We start from the raw sequence: 24,245 nt of genomic DNA on the forward strand, positions 1-24,245 counted from the left end.
AAATTTTTAGAATTGAACTTTTACACTAAAGCTAATTTCTCTTACTGAAGGCATAACACCTGTTTGGAATCCCTGGAAGTTTCCGGAACTAAAACCGGACTCAGGGTCAGCGTACGGTAAGTTTTTATGAATGATCCAAAGGTTGCTCCCATTTGCTGCAAAAGTCACATTGTTCATGAATGTCCCCTCTAAAAGTTTTGGTGGTAATTGATAAGCTATAGAAACCTCTCTCAATTTCACGTAGGAAGCATCGTATACAAAGGCCTGATTTGGAAAGGATTTATATCCCAGATTAGATTCCCCTTTATCAGTTGTAACAGCCGCTCTCACTTTATTAGGACTGCCATCAGCCTGAACACCCGGCAGGATCTGCCCGCCCGGCCTTACATCAGTAAGCTGATTTCGGATAGGATTGCCCAAATCATTTGTTCCAACGGTATTTTGATAAAGACCACTGGCTTGTCCATAGGCCTGATCTAATGAAAAGACATCTCCTCCTTTTTTAATATCAATTAAGAAACTGAACGTTACTCTTTTGTAATTAAAAATATTATTGATACCACCTGTCCAGTCCGGAGTTACATTTCCAATAGCAACGTTACTCACTTTATCGTAATTTCCATTTGGCAGTACCACTCTTTCTCCATTTAAATATTTGTATCCTGAACCTTTAATTACGCCCAGTGGCTGGCCCGGAATAGCATTTAAGCTTGTTCCCTGATTAAATGTACCTATAACAACTTGTTGAAGTCCGTCAGCTAACGATACCACTTTACTCTCGTTTTTATTCCAGTTTATTTTTGAAGTCCAGGAAAAATTTTGTGTTTTTACAGGAACTAAAGTAAGCGTCAGTTCTACACCTTTATTTGTAAGTTTTCCGGCATTGGTTGTTGTCCCGCTGTATCCGGTTTCGGAACCAGTAGTGATATCCATTATCAGGTCTTTTGTGGTACTTTTATACACAGAGGCTTCAAGACCAATTCTTCGTTTTAAGAATTGCAACTCAATTCCAGCTTCCTGCCCATCAATAGTTTCAGCTTTTAAGTTGGGATTTTTACGAATATTTTCATTGGAAAATAAAGGATTATCATTAAAGTTCGTTCCTTTAGTATACACCGGATTAATTACATGCACTTCAGCATCGTTTCCCGTTTGGGCAAAGTTAACACGTACTTTACCAAACTCCAGCCAGGGCAGATTTAAATGTTTACTGAAAATATAAGTTCCGGTAACAGAAGGATAACTGTACTTAGATTCTTTCGCTGGCAACGTAGATGATTCGTCAATTCTAAAAGTTCCTTCAATGAAAAAAGTGTCTTTGTAATCGAAAGAGACGCTTGCGTAGGCGCTGTTCACCCCTCGCTCATTTAAAAATTCTATGGGGTTTTCGATACTGCTGACGGAATTAGACAGTGCATACATTTTTGGAATTAATAAACCTCCATTTGTGGCGGCACGTATGGAACTAAGTCTGCTTCTTCTGCTTGATGCTCCAAGTAAACCTCTAAAGTTAAAGTCTTCTCCAATTTTTGTTTTAAAGTTCAGTAATAAATCCAGGTTAATTTCTCTGAATCTCTTATCATATCTTGAATAGCTGGCAATATTACTATTAACACCCGATCCTATCGCTACTCTTTCTTCCTGAGTTTCCGCGTAGGTATCTACCGCTCCTCTTCCTGTTACAGAAAACCAGTTTGTAATTTCAGTGTTTATTGTAAAGTTACCAAAGAAACGGTCCCTGCTAAAATTGTTGTAATTTTCATAACGTCCGAAATAAGGGTTGTCCCAATATAGCGGATTTGTATCTGTAGAAGATCTTGGGTTCCACGTAATATTTTTACCGGTTGATTGATAGGCCCGTTCCAGCTCTTTAAGATCTACATCATTATGCCACCATTGTCTGAAACTACCCAGAATATTATCGGAATAGCCCGTATCGTTTAATCCGGTTCCACCAGAAGCAATATAATTTGCAGTTGCGGCGATCTCTGTTTTGCTGCTCACTTTATAACTACCCGAAAAATTAAAATTATTTTTCTTTATGGAGCTGTTCGGTAAGATTCCGGTTTGATCAAAATTAGTGTAACCAAATCTAAAAGTTCCATTTTCATTTCCATTACTTATCGCGATATTGTTTGTATAAGTAGTCGAGTTTTTAAAAAAAGAAAGCGGATCATTTTTAGAAGCTGTCCACGGGGAAGTTTTTCCATAAGTATTTAGTTCGGGATAATAGGAATTCCAGTTGTATACCCTTTGGGATGCGTTGAATGCCGGACCCCATGAGGCATCTTCTGATACTATAGTTGGAAATGAGCCTTCGCCCAAATCTACTTTTGAGCTGAATACAGAACCATCTCCGCCTCCATATTGTTTCTGATACTGAGGAAGTGTCTTTTTATCAGCGGTACCTGTTGAGATACCTGAACTGATAGAAATCCCCAGCCCTTTTCCTTTTCTTCCTTTTTTAGTAGTAACAATAATTACACCATTACCCGCTCTTGAGCCATACAAAGCAGAGGCTGCAGCTCCTTTAAGTACGTTTATCGTTTCAATATCATCCGGATTAATATCTGATGCTGCATTTCCATAATCAAAACCGGAACGGCCCATCTTTTGCTCAGCAGAATTTGAGTTGTCATTGTTTAACGGGATACCATCAACCACCCAAAGTGCCTGATTATTTCCGGTAATTGATTTAGAACCACGGATCACCACATTTGTTGACCCTCCGATATTTCCACTTCTTTTTATTTCAATACCGGCTACTTTACCCGCGATTGAATTTGAAACGTTTCCGGTATTTACTTTTGTCAAATCATCACCATTGACCTCCTGGGTTGCATAACCAAGAGACTTTCTATCTCTTTTAATCCCTAGCGCAGTAGTTACTGTAACCCCTTCGAGTTCCTGTGCATTGTCCGCTAATTTAACATTAATTATGGAGACTGTTGCCGGAACTTCCTGAGTTTTCATTCCAATATAACTGAAAACCAATACCTGATTCGATGCTGCACGAATAGCATATTTTCCGTCAAAATCAGTTTGCGTTCCTGATTTCGTTCCCTTAACTAAAACACTAACCCCGGGCAAAGGCATTCCTGCATTGTCAGAAACTTTTCCTGTGACTGTTTTTTCCTGTGCAAAAGTTAATTGCAAAACAAGCGCGAAAAACAGCGACATTAATCCTTTTAATTTTTGTTTCATGATTCTTAATTTTAAAATTATGGGCCGAACTTATTAAATTAAAATATTTTTAACAAGAATAATTACATATTTAACATTAATAAATGTAAATATTATACTACTTTATTAAGTTTTATAAAGAATAGAGTAAAGTAAAATCTTATATTTTTAAGATTGACTTCCTAATAAAACAAAGTGACTGATAAGAGAAATTTTTAAAGAAGAAAAGTATCGAAAGTATTGACTGCCAGTCTTACAAAATAAAAAAACCGTCCAAAATTCATTAGACGGTTTTATCCTTATATCTATTAATAACTACAAGGGTACTAATTCAAAATAATTAAAAATGAATAATAAGGAGAATATCTATAATCTCTAAAATCACTATTTGAGGGGAAATTTGTCTGGATTGTTTGCGAATGACTCTTCTGTGGTATCTGAGCTGCAAATTTGGCCAAAACCAGTCTTTTGGATTTTGTGTTTAAACAACGTAGGAAAATTAATATAATATATTCATATATGCAAATAAAATCTTACTTTATTTTTAAAATATAACTTAGTAATCTTATGTAGGTTTATTTGATAAACATAAACATCACTTATTCAAATATTTAAGCCAAAAAAAACCGATAGTGAATTTACTATCGGCTTTTCTAAATTTATTTGGTAAAATTTACATTCTCTCCGGAACTTCAATTCCTAATAGTGTAAAAGCAGCTTTTATCACTTCAGCCACTTTTTGGGAAAGCTGGACTCTGAATACTTTTTTAGTCAGATCGACTTCACCTAAAATATGTACGGACTGATAAAATGAGTTGTATTCTTTTACCAGATCGTAAGTATAATTAGCAATTAGTGCCGGGCTGTGATTCTGTGCGGCATTTTGAATTACTTCCGGGAAAAGCTCGATTTGTTTTACGAGTTCCTTTTCTTTTTCGTGTAACGCTATAGTAGCTGTTGTATTTGAAAAATCGAAATCGGCTTTGCGAATAATCGACTGGATTCTTGCATACGTATACTGAATAAACGGACCTGTGTTTCCGGCAAAATCTACTGATTCTTCCGGATTGAACAAAATACGTTTTTTAGGATCTACTTTTAAAATATAATATTTAAGAGCACCAAGACCTATTGTTTTGTACAATTTCTCTTTTTCTTCGGCAGAATAACTATCGAGTTTTCCTAAATCCTCAGAAATTTGTTTTGCCGTATCGGTCATGTCCTGCATTAGATCATCGGCATCTACAACAGTTCCTTCACGGCTTTTCATTTTTCCGGAAGGTAAATCAACCATTCCGTAGGATAAATGATACAGACTTGAAGCCCAGTCGAAACCTAATTTTTTCAGGATTAAGAATAAAACCTTAAAGTGATAATCCTGCTCGTTACCAACCGTATAAACCATTCCGCCAACATCGGGCATATCTTTTACACGCTGAATGGCTGTTCCGATATCCTGGGTCATATAAACGGCTGTTCCGTCTGAACGAAGCACAATTTTACGATCCAGACCTTCATCTGTCAGGTCAATCCAGACTGAACCATCAGGATCTTTTTCGAAAACACCACTATCAAGACCTATCTGAACAACATCTTTTCCTAATAAATAGGTATTGCTTTCGTAATAATATTTATCAAAATTAACTCCAAGATTGGTATAAGTAGTTGCAAAACCATCATAAACCCATTGGTTCATCATTTTCCAAAGTGTGATCACTTTTTCATCTCCGGCTTCCCATTTTTTAAGCATATCCTGGGCTTCGATGATCACCGGAGCCTGTTTTTTCGCTTCTTCCTCCGTTTTACCGGATGCCATCAATTGAGCGATTTCAGCTTTATACGCTTTGTCAAACTCTACGTAATATTTACCAACTAATTTATCTCCTTTTAAATTGGAACTTTCCGGAGTTTCTCCGTTTCCGAATTTCTCCCAGGCCAGCATCGATTTGCAGATATGAATTCCACGATCGTTGATAATTTGTGTTTTATATACTTTTTTACCCGAGGCCTTAATAATTTCCGCAACGGAATATCCTAACAGATTGTTACGAACGTGACCCAAGTGCAATGGTTTATTGGTATTTGGCGACGAATATTCGACCATAATGGCTTTCTCCTCCGGATTTGGCGTTGCATAACCAAATTTTGCATTGTCTTTTATTTCATTAAAGAAATTCAAATAATAACTATCGGCAATTACAATATTTAAAAAACCGGATACTACGTTGAAACGCGCTACTTCAGTAACATTCTCCACCAGATAATTTCCAATTTTATTTCCTAATTCGACAGGATTGCTTTTAATCACTTTTAGTAAAGGAAACAGTACCATTGTAATATCTCCCTCAAACTCTTTTCTGGTAGTCTGAAACTCGATTTTATCAACAGTAACATCAAATAATGCTTGTATTGCTTTTTGTATAGAAGGTGTAAGAATTTGTGATAATGACATGTAAACTTATTTTAAAGTGAGCAAATATACTGCTTATTCATCAATTAGAGAAAATCAAAAACATATAAAATTCCTGAAAAGAGTCAGAATTTCACAAAAAACACAATCTTTCAATTGTTAAAATTATCAAAAAATCAAAACCTTAATCCATTATAAAACAGCAGATCTCACAAAAAAACAAAATTTATTTTAATTTTTCTGTAACATATCCACCACAAAAGAGTCTTAATAGGGACTTTGAATTTATTTCCAAAGAAAAAAAAGAAAAACTAAAAACAAGCATCATCATCAATCAAATCAAATCAATCAGGTACCACATTATGAAATTAAAATTCTTTCTGTTCGCATTACTGGGTGTAATGGCAACAGCACAAGCTCAGAATTCGGGGACAGTCTCCGGAAAAATTACCGAAAAATCGAACAATGCCCCAATTTCATATGCTACGGTTTCGATCAAGGACAATGGAAAAGTAGTTTCGGGAGTAAATACAGATGATAATGGTGATTTTAGCATTAAAAATTTAGCTTTAAAAAATTATACCATCGAAATTCAATACATTGGATTCAGAAAATATATCGGTTCTGTTATTTTAAGCGATACTAAAAAGGAAGCTATCGTAAAAGTATCCCTTGAAGAAGAAGCGACACAGCTAAAAGGCGTAAACATTGTAAACGAACGCTCTACAATAGAACAAAAAATTGACCGAAAAGTAGTTACTGTCGGAAAAGACCTGACGACAGCGGGAGCTTCAGCATCTGATATTATGAACAATATTCCATCTGTAAACGTTGACCAGGATGGAAAACTTTCGCTTCGCGGAAACGATAATGTTCGTGTTTTAATTGACGGAAGACCAAGTAATATTGACCCGGCCCAGTTATTAAAACAGATTCCTTCAACTTCTATCAAGAAAATTGAATTGATTACCAATCCAAGTGCCAAATACAATCCGGAAGGAATGTCCGGAATCATTAATATTATTTTGCATAAAAATGCAAACACAGGCTTCAACGGTAGTTACAGCGGTGGTATTACATTTGGGGAAACGGCCAAATACAATCAGTCACTGGATTTGAATTATAAAACCGGAAAAGTGAACTTTTTCGGGAATGTGGGACAAAACTTCGGAACCTATTTTAATGATGGTCTGATCAGAAGATTTGATGAGAATATTGTACAGGATCTGGATATTAAAAATGAGAATGATTCTTACCTCTACAAAATTGGTATGGATTTCCTGATCAACGACCACAATACTTTGTCTTTTTATACGAATCAGAATAAATCTACCGGAAAAGGATTTGTAGATACTGATATTGATTATAACAATGGGGATCCGGACATTAAAAACATCTTTCAAAAATCTAAATATTCAGGACCTGAAGAAACCGGAACGTATAATTTAGCCTATAAACATATTTTCAAAAAAGAAGGTCATACTTTAGATTTTGAAGGAAACTACAGCGATAGCAAAGAAACTCAAAATGCCAATTTTGATACTAAAACGACAGCTCCCGATAATACGGTGAATAATATAATTTACAACGATTTGATTAAAAGCGATCGTCAGTTAAGCACACTTAACATTGATTATGTAAATCCATTAAGCGAAAAATCAACCCTTGAAGCTGGTGCCGAAGCCAGAATTACCAGAACAGGTAATGATTATGCAACTGGAAATCCCGTTGTTGCGGTAAAAGATCAAATGTCGAATTATACGTATGATACCGATATTTATTCTGCTTATGTAACTTTCGGACAGAAATTCAAAAAATTCAGTTATCAGGTAGGAGCCCGTTTTGAAAGTTATAAAGTGGCTGCCAATCTGAATTATGGTAAGGAAAAATTTGATGATGATTACATTACGCTGTACCCTTCTGCTTATTTGACTTACAACCTAAATGAGAAAAATACGTTACAGCTTAGTTACAGCCGTCGTGTAGACCGACCAAGTTTAGAGCAGACAAAACCGATCCGTGAATTCTCTACTCCTTTGGTAACGTCCCTTGGAAATCCTGAACTTAGACCTCAGTTTACGAATTCAGTTGAAGTAAATTATACCAAAACATTAGAAAAAGGAAGTTTTACTGCGGGAGTATTTGTAAGACAAATCAATGATCAGATCAGCAGAATTTTATATCCAGATGTGGCCGACCTGACGGGTAAAAAACAGATTATGTCTTTTACCAACTACGACAGCAATACTGCTTATGGATTTGAAGCTTCTTTTAATTATAAAATTACAAAATGGTGGGACATCTCTCCGTCTATTGATTTTTCCAGTATTAATCAACAAGGGATTGTGTTTTTATATGATAGCCCGACCAAAACCAGTAATCCGGTCGAAAGAAAAATTACTGTATCGGCTTTCAATGCTCGTATGAACTCCAATTTTAAAGTAAATAAACGTTTAAGCTTCCTGTTATTCGGGTTTTATAAAGGGCCAAGTGACGGACTTCAAAATAATAGTCATGAAATGTACAAAATGGACATAGGTTCACGTTATACATTGTTAGACAACAAGATGAATATCAGTGTGCGTTTTAATGACGTATTCAATACGATGAAATATGCTTTCGATACAATGTATCCTTATCCACAGGCAGGACAGTTTACATGGGAGAGCCAAACGGTTTATTTAGGTTTAACCTATAACTTTGGAGGAGGGAAAATCAAAAAACTGCAACGTAAACAAAGAGAAGACAACACTAATAAAGACGGTGGCGGAATGTTTTAGTCCCGTTTGTATTAGCAGATTTTTATATTTTTAATAATTTCTTGTAGAGAAAAGGCCTGGAGTTTGCCAACTTCAGGCCTTTTTTATTTAGCTTCAAGAGTAAAATTACTCAAAAATTGGCTCTTATATTTTTTATTTCCTCAGGATCCGCTGTTTCAGAATGATCCGTAATGGCAGAAGAATGATAAAAAGTAGGTTCCAATTTTTCCTGTAACGCCTGAATATTTGAAGATCTCAAACCTCCCCCGGGCATGATTGTAATCCGGTCGCCGGCTAGTTTTTGAATTTTCTCTAAAACCGAAATTCCTTCCAGAACATTTACACCCTGTCCCGAAGTCAGAATGGTTTTAAAACCGCAGTCAATTACATCTTCCAAAGATTGCTCTACGTTTTCCACCACATCAAAAGCCCTGTGAAAAGTACACGGAAGCGGACTGGCCAAATCCACCAGTTCTTTATTTCGTGTTTTATTAACACTGCCATCTTCCTTTAAAACACCAAAAACAAATCCGTCAATACCTAGTTTTTTAAATTGTTTAATGTCTTGTTTCATTTCGATAAGTTCCTCATCCGAATAAACAAAATCTCCGCCACGCGGCCTGATAATGACGTGCATTTTTATCGATAATTGCTCCCGCACCCGTACTCCTAAGATATAATTGGGAGTAGTTCCACCGAGTTGCATATTTTCACACAATTCGATTCGGTCTGCTCCGTTCTCCTGGGCGATCAAAGCAGATTCCAAATTAAAACAGGCTATTTCGAGTTGATTTTTTTTCATTTTTTACAATATAATAACATTTTCCTGCGAAGGTCCTTCGTTTCTGAGATAAAACAAACAGGTCAAAAATAAAAAACCTGTTCAGAAACTGAACAGGTTTTAATATAATATTAAGACAGAAAGTTTACCATTTAATAATAGCGCTTCCCCAAGTGAATCCACTTCCGAAAGCAGCTAAAACAACTGTATCTCCTGTTTTTATTTTTCCCTGTTCCCAAGCTTCTGTCAAGGCAATCGGAATCGATGCCGCAGTGGTATTTCCGTATTTCTGGATGTTATTGTACACCTGATCATCTGACAGTTTGAATTTGTTCTGAATGAATTGTGAAATTCTCAAATTCGCCTGATGCGGAATCAGCATATTAATATCAGAAACCTGTAAACCATTTGCTTCAAGCCCTTCATTGATCACCTCAGCAAAACGAACTACTGCATTTTTAAACACAAATTGCCCGTTCATGTATGGATAATAACTTTCGTCATTCGGATCATTATCGGCCAGAATATCGGTTACCCAGCGTGCTCCCATACCAGGTGCCTGTAAAGCCAGCTCTTCGGCGTGTTGTCCTTCTGAGTGTAAATGTGTTGACAAAATTCCTTTGGTCAAATCTTCTTCACGGCTTAAAACCGCTGCTCCTGCTCCATCTCCAAAAATCACCGAAACGCCGCGTCCGCGTGTTGTCATATCTAATCCTGTTGAATGTACTTCTGAACCAATTACCAAAATGTTTTTATACATTCCGGTTTTGATATATTGGTCTGCAACCGAGATTGCGTAGATAAAACCAGAACATTGGTTTCTTACATCTAAAGCCCCAACAGTTCTTAAACCTAAATCACGCTGCACTAAAACTCCCGGTCCTGGAAAATAGTAATCCGGACTTAATGTAGCAAAAACTACAAAATCAATATCTTCTTTGGCAATGCCGGAACGTTCGATTGCAATTTTAGCTGCTTTTACTCCCATAGAAGTTGTGGTATCCTCTCCACGAATGATATGTCTGCGCTCCTGAATCCCTGTTCTTTCCTGAATCCATTCGTCGTTGGTATCAATAATCTTAGACAAATCATCGTTGGTGACAACATTTGAAGGAACATAATATCCTAAGCCCGCTATTTTTGAATGATACATATTCTTTTTATTATTTGTTAAAAAATTGGATTGCAAATCTAAGTATACTTTAAAACATAAGCGTACAAATTACTATTTTTTTCGTAATTGACAATTTAATATACTTTAATAATAGTTTATATTGATTCGTTTTAAATTTCAATAAAGCAATAAATTCCTATAAAACCTAAAAAAAGTTAAATTTCGAACTTAAAATGTAACAAGACTAAAGTACTTTAGACAAACATTTATCAGTACCATTTTTTAAACCCCTAAAATTCAAATTATGAAATTAAAGGTTACACTATTATTACTCCTGAATTTTGGCTTTTTTGGCTTTGCACAAGAAAACCTGACCTATCAAAAACCTTCTAAATCAATTTTAGATTTAGCCGATTACGAAAGGGCTCCTTCTGTATCTATGGATACCAAAAAAGAATATATGCTGCTGTCTTACAGAAACACCTATAAAACATTAGATGATTTAAATCAGGAAGAACTCCGCCTGGCGGGTTTGCGAATCAACCCTGTTACTAATATTTCAAGTACGGTGACTTATGTCAGCAACCTGAAAGTGCGAAAAATAAGCAGTACTGATGAAGTACAAGTTGCAGGTTTACCTGATAATCCTAAAATAAGCAATATTATCTGGTCACCGAATGACAAAAAAATCCTGTTTTCACACACTACCAAATCAGGAGTTGAACTTTGGGTTTTAGATGTTGCTACTGCAAAAGCTACAAAATTAACAGAGGCTACAGTAAATGCCAATCTTGGCAATCCGTTCAGCTGGTTTTTAGACAATGAAACCATATTGGTAAAAATGCTTCCTAAAAACAGGCAGGCTTTACTGGATTCCAAAAAAGACCTGCCAAAAGGACCAATTGTTTCCAATACTTCAGGGGAAAAATCCCAAAACAGGACCTATCCGGATATGTTGAAAAATAAAAATGATGAAATTAATTTTGAAAACAGCATGACTTCAGAATTATACAAAGTAAACATAAACGGAACTGCCACGCTATTTAAAGAAGCGGCTATGTTTGCCGGCGAACGAATTTCCCCTGATGGCAATTACATCATGCTGACTACGATTCAGAAACCATTCTCTTATGTGGTTCCTTTAAACAGATTTCCTTCCAAAACCGTTGTTTATGACAGCAGAGGAAAAGAAATCAAAACCGTTAACGAAGTTCCTTTAAACGAAATTATTCCTAAAGGTTTTATGGCGGTACGAAAAGGAAAAAGAGAAATGGCCTGGAGAAATGACAAACCTGCTACTTTGTCTTATGTGACTGCTTTAGACGAGGGAAATCCTGCAAATAAAGCAGACTTCAGAGACGAAGTTTTTCTTTGGGATGCGCCTTTTACAAACGATCCAATTACTCTGGTAAAATTACCGCAACGTTTTTCAGGTATAACCTGGGGGAATGATAACATTGCCATTGTTTCCGACGAATGGTATGATACCCGTAATGTAAAAACATACTTAATTAATCCATCTACTCCTGGACAGGCTCCAAAAGTGCTTACCGACAGAAATTCTCAGGATGTATATTCTGATCCGGGTACTTTCGAAACCAGAAAAAATGAATATAACAAATATGTCTTAGCAATCGAAAAAGACAATGCCTACCGTATTGGCGACGGATACACAAAGGAAGGACAGTTTCCGTTTATAGATGAATTCAATTTTACAACCTTAAAAAACAAACGCCTTTATACTTCTTCTTATAAAGACAAAAAAGAAGATTTAATTGAAATTGAAGATTTTAAAACCGGAAAAGTGCTGGTACAAATACAGTCTAAAAGTGACTATCCGAATTATTACTTCAGAAACATCAAAAAACAAAACAGCCTGACACCTATTACAGCTTTCAAAAATCCTTTCGAAAGCATAAAAAATGTCAGCAAGGAAGTCATCAAATACAAACGTAAGGACGGTGTTGAACTTTCCGGAACATTATACCTGCCTGCCGGTTATGACAAGGCTAAAAAAGAAAAACTGCCTTTGTTAATCTGGGCATATCCCGCGGAATACAAAGACAAAAACAGCGCAGGTCAATCGACTCAGAATCCGAATGAGTTTACTTTTCCGTATTATGGATCATTTGTGTATTGGGTTACGAAAGGATATGTGGTTTTAGACGATGCGGCTTTCCCTATTATTGGTGAAGGAACCACGGAACCTAATGACAATTTCATTTCACAATTGGTCGATAATGCAGAAGCCGCCATCAATGCCGTTGATGCCCTAGGCTATATCAACAGGAAAAAAGTTGCTGTGGGAGGACATTCGTATGGTGCTTTTATGACAGCTAACTTGTTGACGCATTCTAATCTTTTTGCCTGTGGAATTGCCAGAAGCGGTGCTTATAACAGAACTTTGACACCATTCGGATTTCAGAGCGAGCAGCGCAATTACTGGGAAGCACCTGAAGTTTACAATACAATGTCCCCTTTTATGAATGCTGATAAAATGAAAACACCACTTCTATTAGTACATGGTGAGGCAGATAATAATCCCGGGACTTTTACCCTGCAAACTGAACGTTACTTTCAGGCTTTAAAAGGACTGGGAGCTCCTGCAAGAATGGTAATTTTACCTAAAGAAGCACATGGATATGTAGCCAAAGAAAATATATTGCATTTACTTTGGGAACAGGATCAGTTTTTAGAAAAGTATTTGAAAAACTAGTTTTTTTTTTAAAGGCACAAAGGTTCTGAGTTACTGAGGTGCTAAGTTTTTTTCAACAACAAACCCGACAGGTTTTAAAAACCTGTCGGGTTTTGTATTAAGTATCAGATAATTTTTTCTTATAAATAATTCAGCGCCAGAAAAACACTTTCTTCAACCGGTAAATCAATTTCACTCTCAAAGAAAACGAGTTGTCGTTTATAGACAGCTTCTATAAGATAATGATTTCCCCTGAAATAAGTTCTCCTGATTTTAACCGGCAAATTAGATTCCGGAACCATTTTAAACTGATGCGGATAGACTAATGTTTTATGTGTTTCGTCTTCATAAGGAACTAATAAATGTGTCGCCACTTCATTTACTTCTCCAAAAAGCGATGCTACATATTTTGTTTCAGGATCTTCATAAATTTTTGTCGGGTTGTCTTTTACGATAATTTCCCCGCTTCTCATTACAATAGCTTCATCCGCAAACGACAAAGCATCTGTACTGTCGTGAGTGGCAATGATACAGGTAATCCCTTTTTGTTTTAAATAGCGGAACAAATTTCTTCGTAACGCATTTTTACGAAAGGCATCAATTTGACTGAAGGGCTCGTCCAGTAAAATAACTTCGGGTTCCAGAGCCAAAACTCTGACCAAAGCTACTCTTTGCTGCTGTCCTCCACTTAAAAATTTAGCTTTCACATTAGCAAACTGGTCCATTTCTACCATTTCAAGTAATTCCTGAACGCGTAGTTTTTTCATATTGGCAAAACCATTCGAAAGAAACTTTCCAACATTCTCAGCTACAGTTTCATAGGGAGACAAATCAAAATCCTGTGCCAGATATTTCATAAAAGGCATTCCCGGAATCAAATTGTGTTTCGGCCCTAAAACAGGTTTTTCATTGTAAAAAATCTCGCCTTCATCTAAATCATACAATCCATACATAAGCTTCAGGAGTGTACTTTTCCCACAGCCACTTTCCCCTATAATAGCAATATTCTGCCCTTTTTCTATTGAAAAAGTCACATTTTTAATAACCGGCGCATCCGTATACGAAAAGGAGATATTTTTTATATCAAGCATTGAATTCTAATTGAGGGTTCAAATTTACAATCTTTAAAACCGAAAGTCAAAAAAAAAGCTGTTCAATACGAACAGCTTTTTTCAAATTATATTGTATGGAAATTATTTTCCAACTTCTGTCTTAGCATCATTCACCATTTTGTCATTTGCAGTAATAGCAAATTCAACACGACGGTTTTGAGTTCTTCCTTCCGGAGTATCATTAGTCGCAATTGGGTCAGCAATTCCTAAACCTGAGGTTTTAAAACGGCTTGATTTTAATCCTTTTGCTACTAAATAAGACTGCACAGCCGCAGCTCTTTGTCCTGAAAGTGTCAGATTGTATTCCGGTTTTCCGGTATTATCCGTATATCCAAAAATTTCAATATTAGTATCTCCGTATTCATTAAATACAGGAACTAATTTATCTAAATTAGCTTTTGCCTGAGTAGTAAGTGTTGATTTATTAGTATCAAAACGAACTGCGTTCTCATTAAGAGTCAAGTGAATACCTTCCCCTACTCTTTCAACATCAGCACCCGGTAAAGCCTGATCGATTTCACGGGCTTGTTTGTCCATTTTATTCCCGATAAGTGCTCCTGTTCCACCACCTACGGCAGCTCCAATGGCAGCTCCTAAAGCGGCGTTTCCGCCTTTACCTAAATTGTTTCCCAAAATACCACCAATAATACCACCTGCAACAACTCCGATTCCGGCGCCTTTTTGTGTATTATTTGCATTTTTTACTGAGTCACAACTTACAAAAAAACTAGTTAATACCAGTAAACTGCTCAACCCTAAAACTATTATCTTTCTCATTTTTTTCTTTTTTAATATTAATTAGCTCTTTGAAACTGGTACGTAACGTCTTTGGTCTGACCTCCAACATTAATGTTGTCGATTAACTGAAACGAAGTATCCGTTAAACCTGCCACTTTAAGCAAATATCCTGATTTCACATTTTTTGATTTTGTACCCGGCTCTACAATTTTAAGCACAAAAAGTCCCTGATTATTGATACTCCACACAATTGGAGAAGTAAATGCAGTACAGCTTGGCGCCGTTAAAGTCATGGTACCTTTATTATTGTTAGAAATAAAATTCCAGGTACTACCAATAAAACATTTTGAATCGGCAAGATCAAATGAGTTTACTTTTATATACTCAGAACCAGGATAAGAAACATTGGTAAGAACCCAGTTTCCTTTAATAGCTACCTGAGTAGGTCTGTCAAGTTTAGTCGATAGCGGTGTTGCTTCAGTTGAAGCTGTTGATGCTGATTTACACGCAAATAACATCGTGGCAATCATGCAAATGAAAAGAACTTTCTTCATTTTGTACTTTTATTTAAGTTAATACTTACACATTTAACAATTATTCTAGCACAAATATACAATTCATAAAAACATCATTCGTTTTAGAATCTGATTATTTTCTTTCAAAATTAACACTTCCGACATTTTGTCATTCAAAAAGCAATTGGTATTCTATTTGACTAAATGAAAATCATCACATTAAACTAAAAAATTAAAAAATATGACAACAGGTAAAATTAATGTTTCAGTAGAAAACATCTTTCCCTTAATCAAAAAGTTCTTGTACAGCGACCACGAAATCTTTTTACGTGAGCTTGTTTCAAACGGAACCGATGCTACTTTAAAACTAAAACACCTAATAAGTATTGGTGAGGCAAAAGTAGAGTACGGAAATCCGGTTATCGAAATTAAAGTCGATAAAGAAGGTAAAAAAATCCACATTATCGATCAGGGTTTAGGAATGACAGCTGATGAAGTTGAAAAATACATCAATCAGGTGGCTTTTTCCGGAGCTGAGGAATTCCTGGACAAATACAAAGATTCTGCTAAAGATTCCGGAATCATTGGTCATTTTGGTCTTGGTTTTTATTCTGCCTTTATGGTGGCCGAAAAAGTAGAGATCATTACTAAATCTTATAAAGACGAACCGGCTGCACACTGGACCTGTGACGGAAGCCCTGAATTTACTTTAGAACCGGCTGACAAAACTTCACGTGGTACCGAAATCATTTTACACGTTGCCGAAGATTCTTTAGAATTTTTAGAAGATTCAAAAATCAGCGGTCTGTTGAACAAATACAATAAGTTTATGCCGATTCCGATTAAATTCGGAACAAGAACAGAAACTCTTCCAAAACCGGAAGATGCTCCTGAAGATTACGTAAATGAAACTGTTGAAACAGACAACATCATCAACAATCCAAACCCGGCCTGGACCAAACAACCGGCTGAATTATCGGATGAGGATTATAAAAATTTCTACAGAGAGTTGTATCCAATGCAATTCGAAGAGCCTTTATTCAATATCCATTTAAATGTTGATTACCCGTTTAACTTAACCGGAATTTTGTATTTCCCGAAATTAGGTACGGACATGCAAATTCAGAAAGACAAAATTCAATTGTACCAAAACCAGGTTTACGTTACGGATAACGTAGAAGGAATTGTACCTGAATTTTTAACAATGTTAAAAGGTGTTATCGATTCTCCGGATATTCCTCTGAATGTTTCCCGTTCAGGATTACAGGCTGATGGCGCAGTGAAGAAAATCTCCAACTACATTACCCGTAAAGTAGCGGATAAACTAAAAGCTTTATTTACTGAAAACCGTGCTGATTTTGAGCAAAAATGGAACGATATTAAAATCGTTTTAGAGTACGGAATGCTTTCTGAAGACAAATTCTACGAAAAAGCAGGTGCGTTTGTATTATATCCTACGGTGGATGATACTTACTTTACGCTTGAAGAATTAAAAGAAAAACTGAAAGACAACCAAACCGATAAAGACGGAAAACTAATTGTTTTATACGCTGGAAATAAAGACGCTCAGCACTCTTATATTGAAACCGCAAAAGAAAAAGGATACGAAGTCTTACTTTTGGATTCTCCGATTATTTCACATTTAATTCAGAAAATTGAAGGTGATAACAGCGGATTAAGTTTCGTTCGTGTCGATTCTGATCATATTGATAATCTGATCAAAAAAGACGAAAACACGATTTCTAAATTATCTGATGAAGAAAAAGAAACTTTAAAAACTTCATTGGAGTCTTATATTCCAAAAGCGTACTCTGTACAACTGGAAGCAATGGACAGCCAGGCAGCTCCGTTTATCATCACGCAACCGGAATTCATGCGCAGAATGAAAGAAATGAGCCAGTCCGGTGGCGGTGGAATGTTTGGAATGGGAAATATGCCGGAAATGTACAATCTGATTGTAAATACTAATTCTGATTTGGCTGCCAGTATTTTAAATACGGAAGACAAAACACATCAGGAGCATTTGGTAAAACAAGCTTTAGATTTGGCTAAACTATCACAAAACCTCTTAAAAGGAGAAGCATTAACCGCTTTTGTGAAAAGAAGTTTTGAAATGATCAAATAATTTTTTGAATCATAATTACGTTATTAAATCCTGTAGGCTCAGCTTACAGGATTTTTTATTGCAATTCGTTTTTTTTATTACATTTGAATGCCTTTTTAACCTAACTAAAAAACAAAACTACCATGAAAAAAACCTTTATTTTACTACTAACCTTTTGTATAACAGGACTGATCTATGTTTCCTGTTCCAGTGACAATGAAACCATCGGTCAAACAGATGTCTCTTCGGTCGGAGCATCAGTTGCTATTGATGCAGCAAACGAAATGGACGTAAAAACCGCATTACTCGTTTCATCAAAGACCGCTGCAACAGGAAAAAACACAGAAACTTCTCCCGGAATTTGCGGCACGGTTACCATAATACAACAGAGCGCCGAATCTTACCCAAAAGTATTTACAATAGATTACGGAACAGCCGGCTGCTCTGACAATCAATTGATACGAAAAGGAAAATTGAAAGTTACACTTTCCGGTCCGATCACTACAACAGGGAGCAAAATGACCATTGAAAGAATTGACTATTCTATTAAAGGAATAAAATTAGAAGGTACAATTGAGTACACTAACACTACAACTACTCCCACTATACCACAATTTAGCAGAAAAGTAACTAATGGAAAATTTACAGATTTAGCAGGTAATGTTTTCCTTAATACCGGAATCTTTACTCTAAAACAAACGGCTGGCGTTGACACTCCTTTCCTGTTAGAGGATAATATTTACGAAATGACGGAAGGAACGCATACTGTAACTTCAGCAAGCGGCGCAACCTTAACATTGACGGTTCAGGAAACTTTAATAAAAAAATATTCATGTGAATTTATTTCTAAGGGAAAGCTGAAAATTCAGGGCGGCTTACTTAATGGAATTGTGGATTACGGAAACAACGATTGTGACAGCAAATACACGTATACGCATGAAAATGGCGCTATATTTAACTTACTTATGTAATTAAATAATTTTATTAAAAATGAAGAATCCCAATTTAGAAATAGACTGGGATTTATTTTAAGCAAAATTTAAACACTACTTCTTTACATTCAAACTATTTTCTTTATTTTGCAGCAAAATCTAAAAAACCAATGAAAAAATCAATTATTGCCTTTGCTTCCATTGCCCTACTGGCATCCTGCAGCAAAAAAGAAACTACTGACGGTTTACATCTTACTGGAAACATAAAAGGATTAAAAAAAGGAACTTTATACATTCAAAGAGTGGTTGACACTTCCCTTGTTGCTATTGACTCGGTTAAAATCGACGGAAGTTCAACTTTTGAAAGAGATATAAAATTAGAATCCCCGGAAATGCTTTATCTATTCCTGGATCGTGGCGTAACAAATTCACTGGATAATAACATTTTATTTTTTGCTGAACCTGGAAATCTTAACATCGAAACAAACTTAGATAATTTTATATACGGTGCTAAAATTACCGGATCTAAAAATCAGGAGCTATACGAAGAGTATAAAAAAATAAACTCCCGCTTTAATGATGAAAACCTTACTATGGTAGAATCCAAATTTAATGCGATAAAAAGGAAAGATCAAAAAGCCGTTGACAGTATTGACGCGAAACAACAGTCTAATATCAAAAGAAAATACTTATTCGCTACCAACTTTGCTATTAATCACAAAGATCACGAAATAGCACCTTATATTGCTTTGGCAGAGATCTACGACATCAACGTGAAGTTTCTGGATACCATTCAAAAATCAATGACTCCAAAAGTAGCACAATCGCTTTACGGTAAAAAACTAACAAAATATGTTAGTGACATTAAAAAGGCAGAACAGAAATAGTTTTCTGAACATTATAAAATCATAAATACGTCCTGAAAATTCAGGGCGTTTTTTTTTGATAAAAACTTTAAATTAAATTCCAATTTTTTTTAAATTCCAAATCCAAATTCCAAAGTGCGGGCCAACGCTAAATGTTATTGAAAAATATAAAAAACATAGGAACTCATTATTTTTTACCGCAGAGAACGCAAAGATTTTTATCTAAGAATGTTTTATAAAGGAAAGTTCGCAAAGCTAAGTCAATAAAGCTTTGCGAACTTTCCTTTATAAAAGCCCGGAGTAAAAAACTTAGCGTTCTTTGCGGTATCCCCAATTCCAATTAAGTTGCGGTTGGAATTTGAAAAAATTGGAATTTTATTTAATGTTTGTATCAAAAAAAACCATCACAAAAGTGATGGTTTTTTTATGTTGAGCCGGCGGAGGGACTCGAACCCACGACCTGCTGATTACAAATCAGCTGCTCTAGCCAACTGAGCTACGCTGGCGACTCATTACGGGTGCAAATATAAAGTGGTTTTTTATATTTTCCAAAATAATTTCACCCTTTACTTTAAATAAAAAACCACCACTTTTCAGTGATGGTTTTACGTTGAGCCGGCGGAGGGACTCGAACCCACGACCTGCTGATTACAAATCAGCTGCTCTAGCCAACTGAGCTACGCTGGCGACTCATTACGGGTGCAAATATAAAGCGGTTTTTCGTTTTACCAAAATAAATTTGCACTTTTTTATACTTTTTTTTGCTTACAATTCGTTGATTTTAGCAATCAATTGATTAGCAGTTTCTTCCAATTCAACATTGATTTGTTTGAAGTGCGCTTTTTTGTTTTCAACGTTCTTAGCATTCACTTTTGTGATCAAAGTGTCAAAAGCAGCGATAGCCTGATCAATCAAAGCATTCGTTTCCGGAGTAGGATTTCCTGTAGTAGACATTTCGAATAAGTAAATTGCCTCAATAATATCTCCCAATACGAAGTTGATGTCTTTCTTTAAATTTTTAACGTTTGCCATTTTTATTTTTATTTTAATTTGCGACTGCAAAAGTACATATAATCTTTCTATTACGTGCTATGAAATGTAAATTTCTAAAATTGAAGCTTTTCCGGTCAGGATAAATGCATTTATCTCAGCAGGAACTAAAACTGTATCTCCTTTGATATACGATTGTTTAAATCCGTCGTATTCGATTTCGAAACTTCCTTCAATACACATATAAACAGTAAAAGTTTCTCCTGTTTTAGAAACGGCAACTTTATCTTCTAACGGAATAAAATTGGTTGTAAAGTACGGACAATCTACTACTGTATTGGATACATTCGTTTTTGTCTCATATTTTTTCTGCGTCTCTACCTTATTATAGTTTATGGCATCAAGCGCTAAATCTACATGAAGTTCTCTTGTATTTCCCTGTGCATCTTTACGATCGAAATCATATAAGCGATAGGTAATATCGGAAGTCTGCTGAATCTCGGCTACCACTAAACCGGCACCAATTGCATGAACCGTTCCCGTTTCCAGAAAGAAAACATCACCCGGTTTTGCTTTCACATCATCTAAAATAGAGACTAAAGTCTTGTCATTTAAATGTTTCAGATATTCTTCTTTACTTGAATTTTCTTTAAATCCTACAATTATTCGTGCATCAGGATCGGCCTGTGTTACGTACCACATCTCGGTTTTACCAAAAGAATTGTGACGTTCTTTTGCCAGTTTATCATTAGGATGCACCTGTATGGAAAGATCTTCACGGGCATCTAAATATTTAAAAAGCAATGGAAATTGTTTTCCGAAACGCTCATAAACTTTCGTTCCCAGGATTTCATTTGGCATTTCATTGATAAGATCCATTAATGATTTACCTTTGAAAGATCCGTTGGCAACTACACTTACGTCACCTTCTACAGTAGACAATTCCCAGCTTTCGCCTGTAATTTTAGAAACAATAGGTTTATTAAGAATCGTTTTTAGTTTTTCTCCTCCCCAGATTCTTTCTTTTAAGATCGGGTCAAATTGCAAAGGGTATGTTTGTGGCTTCATAGTTTTTTTTGGCTAATATCTTTATTAATTTAATGTTGATGTACTACTTTTTTTTCAATCTATAATACTAATTCTTTGATGGTTTCCAATGCCTTCGGGATATGCTTTGATGCACTTATACTATCAAAAATCAGAATAACTACTCCATTTCGGTCTATAATATAAGTTACTCTTCCCGGCAAAAGTCCAAATAGATTATCACGCACACCAAAAAGGTGTCTTAATTTTTTATCCTGATCCGATAAAAGTATAAAAGGCAGATGGTGTTTATGCGCAAATTTATGGTGTGATTTTACACTATCGCTGCTTATACCAATCACTTCTGCACCGAGATCTTTAAAATCTTCGTATTGGTCCCTGAAGCTGCAGGCTTCCGTGGTACAGCCGGGTGTATTGTCTTTTGGATAAAAATAAATCACCAGCGGTTTTCGCCCCAAAACACTTTGGCTTTCAAAAACTTCTCCGTGACTATCCTTTGCAGTAAAATTCGGAACTATATCTCCTGTTTTTAATGACATTTTTTTATTCTCCTTTATAGGTTACAAAATTGCGGTCCGTTTCATTCAGAACGATTTCTAAATCGAAATCAGGCTGAATTCTTTTTCTGATTTTATTCCATATCACAACGGCAATATTTTCTGCTGTTGGATTCAAATCCTGAAATTCCGGAACATCCAGATTCAGGTTTTTGTGATCAAACGGAATTTCTACTTCTTCGAGTATAATGTCCGCTAATACTTTCACATCTAAAACAAAACCGGTTTCGGGGTCAATTTTTCCTGTAACACTTACTGTTAAACCATAATTATGACCATGAAAATTAGGATTATTACATTTTCCAAAAACAGCATTGTTCTTTTCTGATGTCCAATCTTTCCTATGCAGTCGATGTGCAGCATTAAAATGTGCTTTTCTTGATATGGTTACTTTCATTTAGGTTTTTGGTTACTATGGTTTAAATTTTATGGTCTTCCAAATAATGATAAAATTCATCAAATATTATTTTGAACCACACGGTATAAATTTCGGGCTGCCTTTCAATATCTTCTTTTACATCTTCTATTTTCATCCACTTCCAATCCTCTACTTCATCAGGATTAATAGCCGGATTATCATTGTGATAACCGATCATGACGTGATCGAGTTCGTGTTCCGTTAAGCCGTTGTCAAAAGGTGCCTTGTATATAAAATGAAACAATTCTTTCAAATCAGCTTTAAAACCCATTTCCTCAAATAATCTTCGGCTGCCCGCTTCAATATTCGATTCTCCTTCACGCTGGTGACTACAGCAGGTATTCGTCCAAAGCAAAGGTGAGTGATATTTTTGACTTGCGCGTTGCTGTAACATTATCTCATTTTTACCATTTAAGATAAAAACGGAGAAAGCACGGTGCAGCACTGCTTTTTCATGTGCTTCTAATTTCGGCATTAAGCCAATCTGCTCATCATTTTGATTGACTAATATTACGTTTTCTTCTATCATCAGGGCGTTTTGTACAAACAAAAATACGAAAAAAGAAATGGCTTGAAAATTTCAGAAAAGATTGTGAAAAGTTTAACGAGCCTATATTTTTATAAGTAATTAATTTCCAAAATATTGCAATAGATTATTTTATATAAAAACCGCTAAAAACAGGCCTTAAAACTAAATGCATACCGTTTACGTAAATAAGAAAACGTTAAATCATACTTAAAAAAATCTCAATTGTAAAGTGCACGACATTTCTAAACAAACTCTCGTCGTACCTTTGAAATACTAAAAAATAAAGCCTCATGAAAATCTCAAAAACAAAAACACAATTTTTCAGCCTTTGCTTTTTACTTCCGCTTTTTATTCTGCAGGCCTGCGGACAAAACAAGAAAAAAGAAAACACAAAAACTGTTATGATGGAAAATAAAATCAGCAAACCCGGAAACCCTTATTACTCTAATACAGACACCACTAAAATAAACGTAAGTGATGCCGAATGGAAAAAAGTATTACCCGAAGATGTTTATGCCGTAATGCGAGAGGCAGATACCGAAAGACCTTTTACAGGAAAGTACTGGAATACCGACGAAAAAGGAACTTATTATTGTGCATCCTGCGGAAACCTGCTTTTCAGATCCGGAGCCAAATTTTCAAGCAGCTGCGGATGGCCCAGCTTTTTTGAACAGGAAAATAAAAACAGCGTTGTTTACAAAAAAGACAACTCGCTGGGAATGGAAAGAATTGAAGCCTTATGCGGCAGATGTGGCGGACATTTAGGCCATTTGTTTGATGATGGACCGGAACCAACCGGAAAACGCTATTGCATGAACTCGATCGCACTGGATTTTATCCCCGACTCTAAATAATAATAAACGATGAAAAATATATTTTTAATAGGCATTCTTGCGCTATCCCTAAGTGGTTTTGCACAGGATAACACAGCAAAAAAAACTTCCAAATACGAAACCATCACGCTTGGCGGAGGATGCTACTGGTGTGTTGAAGCCGTTTATGAAAATTTAAACGGAGTGAAATCCGTTGTTTCGGGTTTCTCCGGAGGAAAAGTAGCCAACCCGACTTACGAGGAAGTATGCACCGGAACGACAGGCCATGCCGAAGTGGTTCAGATCACCTACGATAACACCGTAACGGATATCAATGAAATTTTCAAAGTCTTCTTTACCGTTCATGACCCCACAACCTTAAACAGACAGGGAGCCGATGTAGGGACTCAGTATCGCTCTGTAATTTTCTACCATAATCCTCAACAGAAAAAAGCGGCAGAAAGTATTATTGCGGAGCTTAATAAAGCGAAAGTTTATGACAGCCCCATTGTAACAAAAGTGGAACCTTTCAGCAAGTTCTACAAAGCCGAGGACTATCACCAGAATTATTATGCAAACAACAAAAGCCAGCCGTATTGCAAAATGGTGATTCAGCCCAAATTAGAAAAATTTGAAAAAGTCTTTAAAAGCAAATTGAAAAAGAAATAAGAATCAAAAATCAG

At 35.9% G+C, this 24,245-nt stretch carries 19 protein-coding genes and 2 tRNA genes; 7 read left to right on the forward strand and 14 right to left on the reverse strand.

Features of this window, described 5'->3' with window-relative positions:
* Positions 1 to 6 precede the first annotated feature (6 nt).
* Positions 7 to 3,204, reverse strand: coding sequence for a SusC/RagA family TonB-linked outer membrane protein (locus LPB89_RS14955; protein WP_230702541.1), 3,198 nt, complete (start codon positions 3,202 to 3,204; stop codon positions 7 to 9).
* A gap of 652 nt (positions 3,205 to 3,856) precedes the next feature.
* Positions 3,857 to 5,635, reverse strand: coding sequence for an arginine--tRNA ligase (gene argS, locus LPB89_RS14960; RefSeq protein ID WP_230702542.1), 1,779 nt, complete (start codon positions 5,633 to 5,635; stop codon positions 3,857 to 3,859).
* A gap of 320 nt (positions 5,636 to 5,955) precedes the next feature.
* Here argS and LPB89_RS14965 point away from each other — a divergent pair, with 320 nt between their 5' ends.
* Positions 5,956 to 8,373: a TonB-dependent receptor domain-containing protein gene (locus LPB89_RS14965; RefSeq protein ID WP_230702543.1), complete on the forward strand. Its 2,418-nt coding sequence runs from the start codon at positions 5,956 to 5,958 to the stop codon at positions 8,371 to 8,373.
* Positions 8,374 to 8,482: 109 nt separating this feature from the next.
* On the opposite strand, the gene LPB89_RS14970 is transcribed toward LPB89_RS14965, so the two are convergent.
* Together LPB89_RS14970 and LPB89_RS14975 are read right to left on the reverse strand one after the other, a co-directional pair.
* Positions 8,483 to 9,154: a copper homeostasis protein CutC gene (locus LPB89_RS14970; protein WP_230702544.1), complete on the reverse strand. Its 672-nt coding sequence runs from the start codon at positions 9,152 to 9,154 to the stop codon at positions 8,483 to 8,485.
* 124 nt (positions 9,155 to 9,278) lie between these two features.
* Entirely contained in the window at positions 9,279 to 10,286 is a 1,008-nt protein-coding gene (locus LPB89_RS14975; RefSeq protein WP_127338425.1) for a 3-oxoacyl-ACP synthase III family protein, read from the reverse strand.
* Positions 10,287 to 10,551: 265 nt separating this feature from the next.
* Between LPB89_RS14975 and LPB89_RS14980 the strand changes: the two genes are divergently transcribed.
* Positions 10,552 to 12,963 (forward strand): S9 family peptidase, encoded by a 2,412-nt coding sequence (locus tag LPB89_RS14980; protein WP_230702545.1) that lies wholly within the window; start codon positions 10,552 to 10,554, stop codon positions 12,961 to 12,963.
* Between the two features lie 119 nt (positions 12,964 to 13,082).
* On the opposite strand, the gene LPB89_RS14985 is transcribed toward LPB89_RS14980, so the two are convergent.
* The 3 genes from LPB89_RS14985 to LPB89_RS14995 form a co-directional block, all read right to left on the reverse strand.
* Positions 13,083 to 14,033, reverse strand: coding sequence for an ABC transporter ATP-binding protein (locus LPB89_RS14985; protein WP_230702546.1), 951 nt, complete (start codon positions 14,031 to 14,033; stop codon positions 13,083 to 13,085).
* Between the two features lie 102 nt (positions 14,034 to 14,135).
* Positions 14,136 to 14,831 carry an OmpA family protein gene (locus LPB89_RS14990; RefSeq protein WP_230702547.1) on the reverse strand — a complete coding sequence of 232 codons (696 nt, stop codon included), beginning with the start codon at positions 14,829 to 14,831 and terminating at the stop codon, positions 14,136 to 14,138.
* A gap of 17 nt (positions 14,832 to 14,848) precedes the next feature.
* Complete coding sequence (locus tag LPB89_RS14995) at positions 14,849 to 15,346, reverse strand: lipocalin family protein (RefSeq protein WP_230702548.1); 498 nt, start codon at positions 15,344 to 15,346, stop codon at positions 14,849 to 14,851.
* A gap of 202 nt (positions 15,347 to 15,548) precedes the next feature.
* Here LPB89_RS14995 and htpG point away from each other — a divergent pair, with 202 nt between their 5' ends.
* The 3 genes from htpG (at position 15,549) to LPB89_RS15010 (ending at position 19,230) form a co-directional block, all read left to right on the forward strand.
* The gene (htpG, locus tag LPB89_RS15000; protein WP_230702549.1) at positions 15,549 to 17,432 is read left to right on the forward strand and encodes a molecular chaperone HtpG; all 1,884 of its coding nucleotides are present in this window, start codon (positions 15,549 to 15,551) and stop codon (positions 17,430 to 17,432) included.
* Positions 17,433 to 17,554: 122 nt separating this feature from the next.
* Complete coding sequence (locus LPB89_RS15005; RefSeq protein ID WP_230702550.1) at positions 17,555 to 18,382, forward strand: hypothetical protein; 828 nt, start codon at positions 17,555 to 17,557, stop codon at positions 18,380 to 18,382.
* A 131-nt stretch (positions 18,383 to 18,513) separates the two neighbouring features.
* A complete protein-coding gene (locus tag LPB89_RS15010) occupies positions 18,514 to 19,230 on the forward strand; it encodes a DUF4369 domain-containing protein (protein WP_230702551.1) in 717 nt (238 codons plus the stop codon).
* A 411-nt stretch (positions 19,231 to 19,641) separates the two neighbouring features.
* Here the strand turns inward: LPB89_RS15010 and LPB89_RS15015 are convergent.
* The 7 genes from LPB89_RS15015 to idi all read right to left on the reverse strand — a co-directional run bounded on the left by LPB89_RS15015 (position 19,642) and on the right by idi (position 22,750).
* Positions 19,642 to 19,715 (reverse strand) — tRNA-Thr (locus tag LPB89_RS15015).
* 107 nt (positions 19,716 to 19,822) lie between these two features.
* Positions 19,823 to 19,896: transfer RNA gene (locus LPB89_RS15020), tRNA-Thr, on the reverse strand.
* Positions 19,897 to 19,974: 78 nt separating this feature from the next.
* Positions 19,975 to 20,241 carry a hypothetical protein gene (locus LPB89_RS15025; RefSeq protein ID WP_026982865.1) on the reverse strand — a complete coding sequence of 89 codons (267 nt, stop codon included), beginning with the start codon at positions 20,239 to 20,241 and terminating at the stop codon, positions 19,975 to 19,977.
* Between the two features lie 57 nt (positions 20,242 to 20,298).
* On the reverse strand, positions 20,299 to 21,267 hold the full coding sequence (locus tag LPB89_RS15030) for a type I phosphomannose isomerase catalytic subunit (protein WP_230702552.1): 969 nt from the start codon (positions 21,265 to 21,267) through the stop codon (positions 20,299 to 20,301).
* A 59-nt stretch (positions 21,268 to 21,326) separates the two neighbouring features.
* The gene (locus LPB89_RS15035; protein WP_230702553.1) at positions 21,327 to 21,785 is read right to left on the reverse strand and encodes a peroxiredoxin; all 459 of its coding nucleotides are present in this window, start codon (positions 21,783 to 21,785) and stop codon (positions 21,327 to 21,329) included.
* 4 nt (positions 21,786 to 21,789) lie between these two features.
* On the reverse strand, positions 21,790 to 22,200 hold the full coding sequence (locus LPB89_RS15040; protein WP_230702554.1) for a 6-carboxytetrahydropterin synthase: 411 nt from the start codon (positions 22,198 to 22,200) through the stop codon (positions 21,790 to 21,792).
* A 22-nt stretch (positions 22,201 to 22,222) separates the two neighbouring features.
* Complete coding sequence (idi, locus tag LPB89_RS15045; protein WP_230702555.1) at positions 22,223 to 22,750, reverse strand: isopentenyl-diphosphate Delta-isomerase; 528 nt, start codon at positions 22,748 to 22,750, stop codon at positions 22,223 to 22,225.
* 290 nt (positions 22,751 to 23,040) lie between these two features.
* Here idi and msrB point away from each other — a divergent pair, with 290 nt between their 5' ends.
* Entirely contained in the window at positions 23,041 to 23,604 is a 564-nt protein-coding gene (gene msrB, locus LPB89_RS15050; protein WP_230702556.1) for a peptide-methionine (R)-S-oxide reductase MsrB, read from the forward strand.
* A gap of 9 nt (positions 23,605 to 23,613) precedes the next feature.
* A complete protein-coding gene (msrA, locus tag LPB89_RS15055; protein WP_230702557.1) occupies positions 23,614 to 24,231 on the forward strand; it encodes a peptide-methionine (S)-S-oxide reductase MsrA in 618 nt (205 codons plus the stop codon).
* The last annotated feature ends 14 nt before the right edge of the window (positions 24,232 to 24,245 follow it).

This window comes from Flavobacterium sp. ENC, assembly GCF_020991415.1.
Taxonomy (GTDB): domain Bacteria; phylum Bacteroidota; class Bacteroidia; order Flavobacteriales; family Flavobacteriaceae; genus Flavobacterium.

Coding starts and splice junctions, on each gene's coding strand:
- LPB89_RS15025 (WP_026982865.1), bottom strand. CDS start 20,241: ATGGCAAACGTTAAAAATTTAAAGAAAGACATCAACTTCGTATTGGGA.
- msrA (WP_230702557.1), top strand. CDS start 23,614: ATGAAAAATATATTTTTAATAGGCATTCTTGCGCTATCCCTAAGTGGT.
- LPB89_RS15040 (WP_230702554.1), bottom strand. CDS start 22,200: ATGAAAGTAACCATATCAAGAAAAGCACATTTTAATGCTGCACATCGA.
- LPB89_RS15035 (WP_230702553.1), bottom strand. CDS start 21,785: ATGTCATTAAAAACAGGAGATATAGTTCCGAATTTTACTGCAAAGGAT.
- LPB89_RS14955 (WP_230702541.1), bottom strand. CDS start 3,204: ATGAAACAAAAATTAAAAGGATTAATGTCGCTGTTTTTCGCGCTTGTT.
- LPB89_RS14965 (WP_230702543.1), top strand. CDS start 5,956: ATGAAATTAAAATTCTTTCTGTTCGCATTACTGGGTGTAATGGCAACA.
- LPB89_RS14985 (WP_230702546.1), bottom strand. CDS start 14,033: ATGCTTGATATAAAAAATATCTCCTTTTCGTATACGGATGCGCCGGTT.
- msrB (WP_230702556.1), top strand. CDS start 23,041: ATGAAAATCTCAAAAACAAAAACACAATTTTTCAGCCTTTGCTTTTTA.
- LPB89_RS14970 (WP_230702544.1), bottom strand. CDS start 9,154: ATGAAAAAAAATCAACTCGAAATAGCCTGTTTTAATTTGGAATCTGCT.
- argS (WP_230702542.1), bottom strand. CDS start 5,635: ATGTCATTATCACAAATTCTTACACCTTCTATACAAAAAGCAATACAA.
- LPB89_RS14995 (WP_230702548.1), bottom strand. CDS start 15,346: ATGAAGAAAGTTCTTTTCATTTGCATGATTGCCACGATGTTATTTGCG.
- LPB89_RS14980 (WP_230702545.1), top strand. CDS start 10,552: ATGAAATTAAAGGTTACACTATTATTACTCCTGAATTTTGGCTTTTTT.
- LPB89_RS14990 (WP_230702547.1), bottom strand. CDS start 14,831: ATGAGAAAGATAATAGTTTTAGGGTTGAGCAGTTTACTGGTATTAACT.
- LPB89_RS14975 (WP_127338425.1), bottom strand. CDS start 10,286: ATGTATCATTCAAAAATAGCGGGCTTAGGATATTATGTTCCTTCAAAT.
- LPB89_RS15030 (WP_230702552.1), bottom strand. CDS start 21,267: ATGAAGCCACAAACATACCCTTTGCAATTTGACCCGATCTTAAAAGAA.
- idi (WP_230702555.1), bottom strand. CDS start 22,750: ATGATAGAAGAAAACGTAATATTAGTCAATCAAAATGATGAGCAGATT.
- htpG (WP_230702549.1), top strand. CDS start 15,549: ATGACAACAGGTAAAATTAATGTTTCAGTAGAAAACATCTTTCCCTTA.
- LPB89_RS15010 (WP_230702551.1), top strand. CDS start 18,514: ATGAAAAAATCAATTATTGCCTTTGCTTCCATTGCCCTACTGGCATCC.
- LPB89_RS15005 (WP_230702550.1), top strand. CDS start 17,555: ATGAAAAAAACCTTTATTTTACTACTAACCTTTTGTATAACAGGACTG.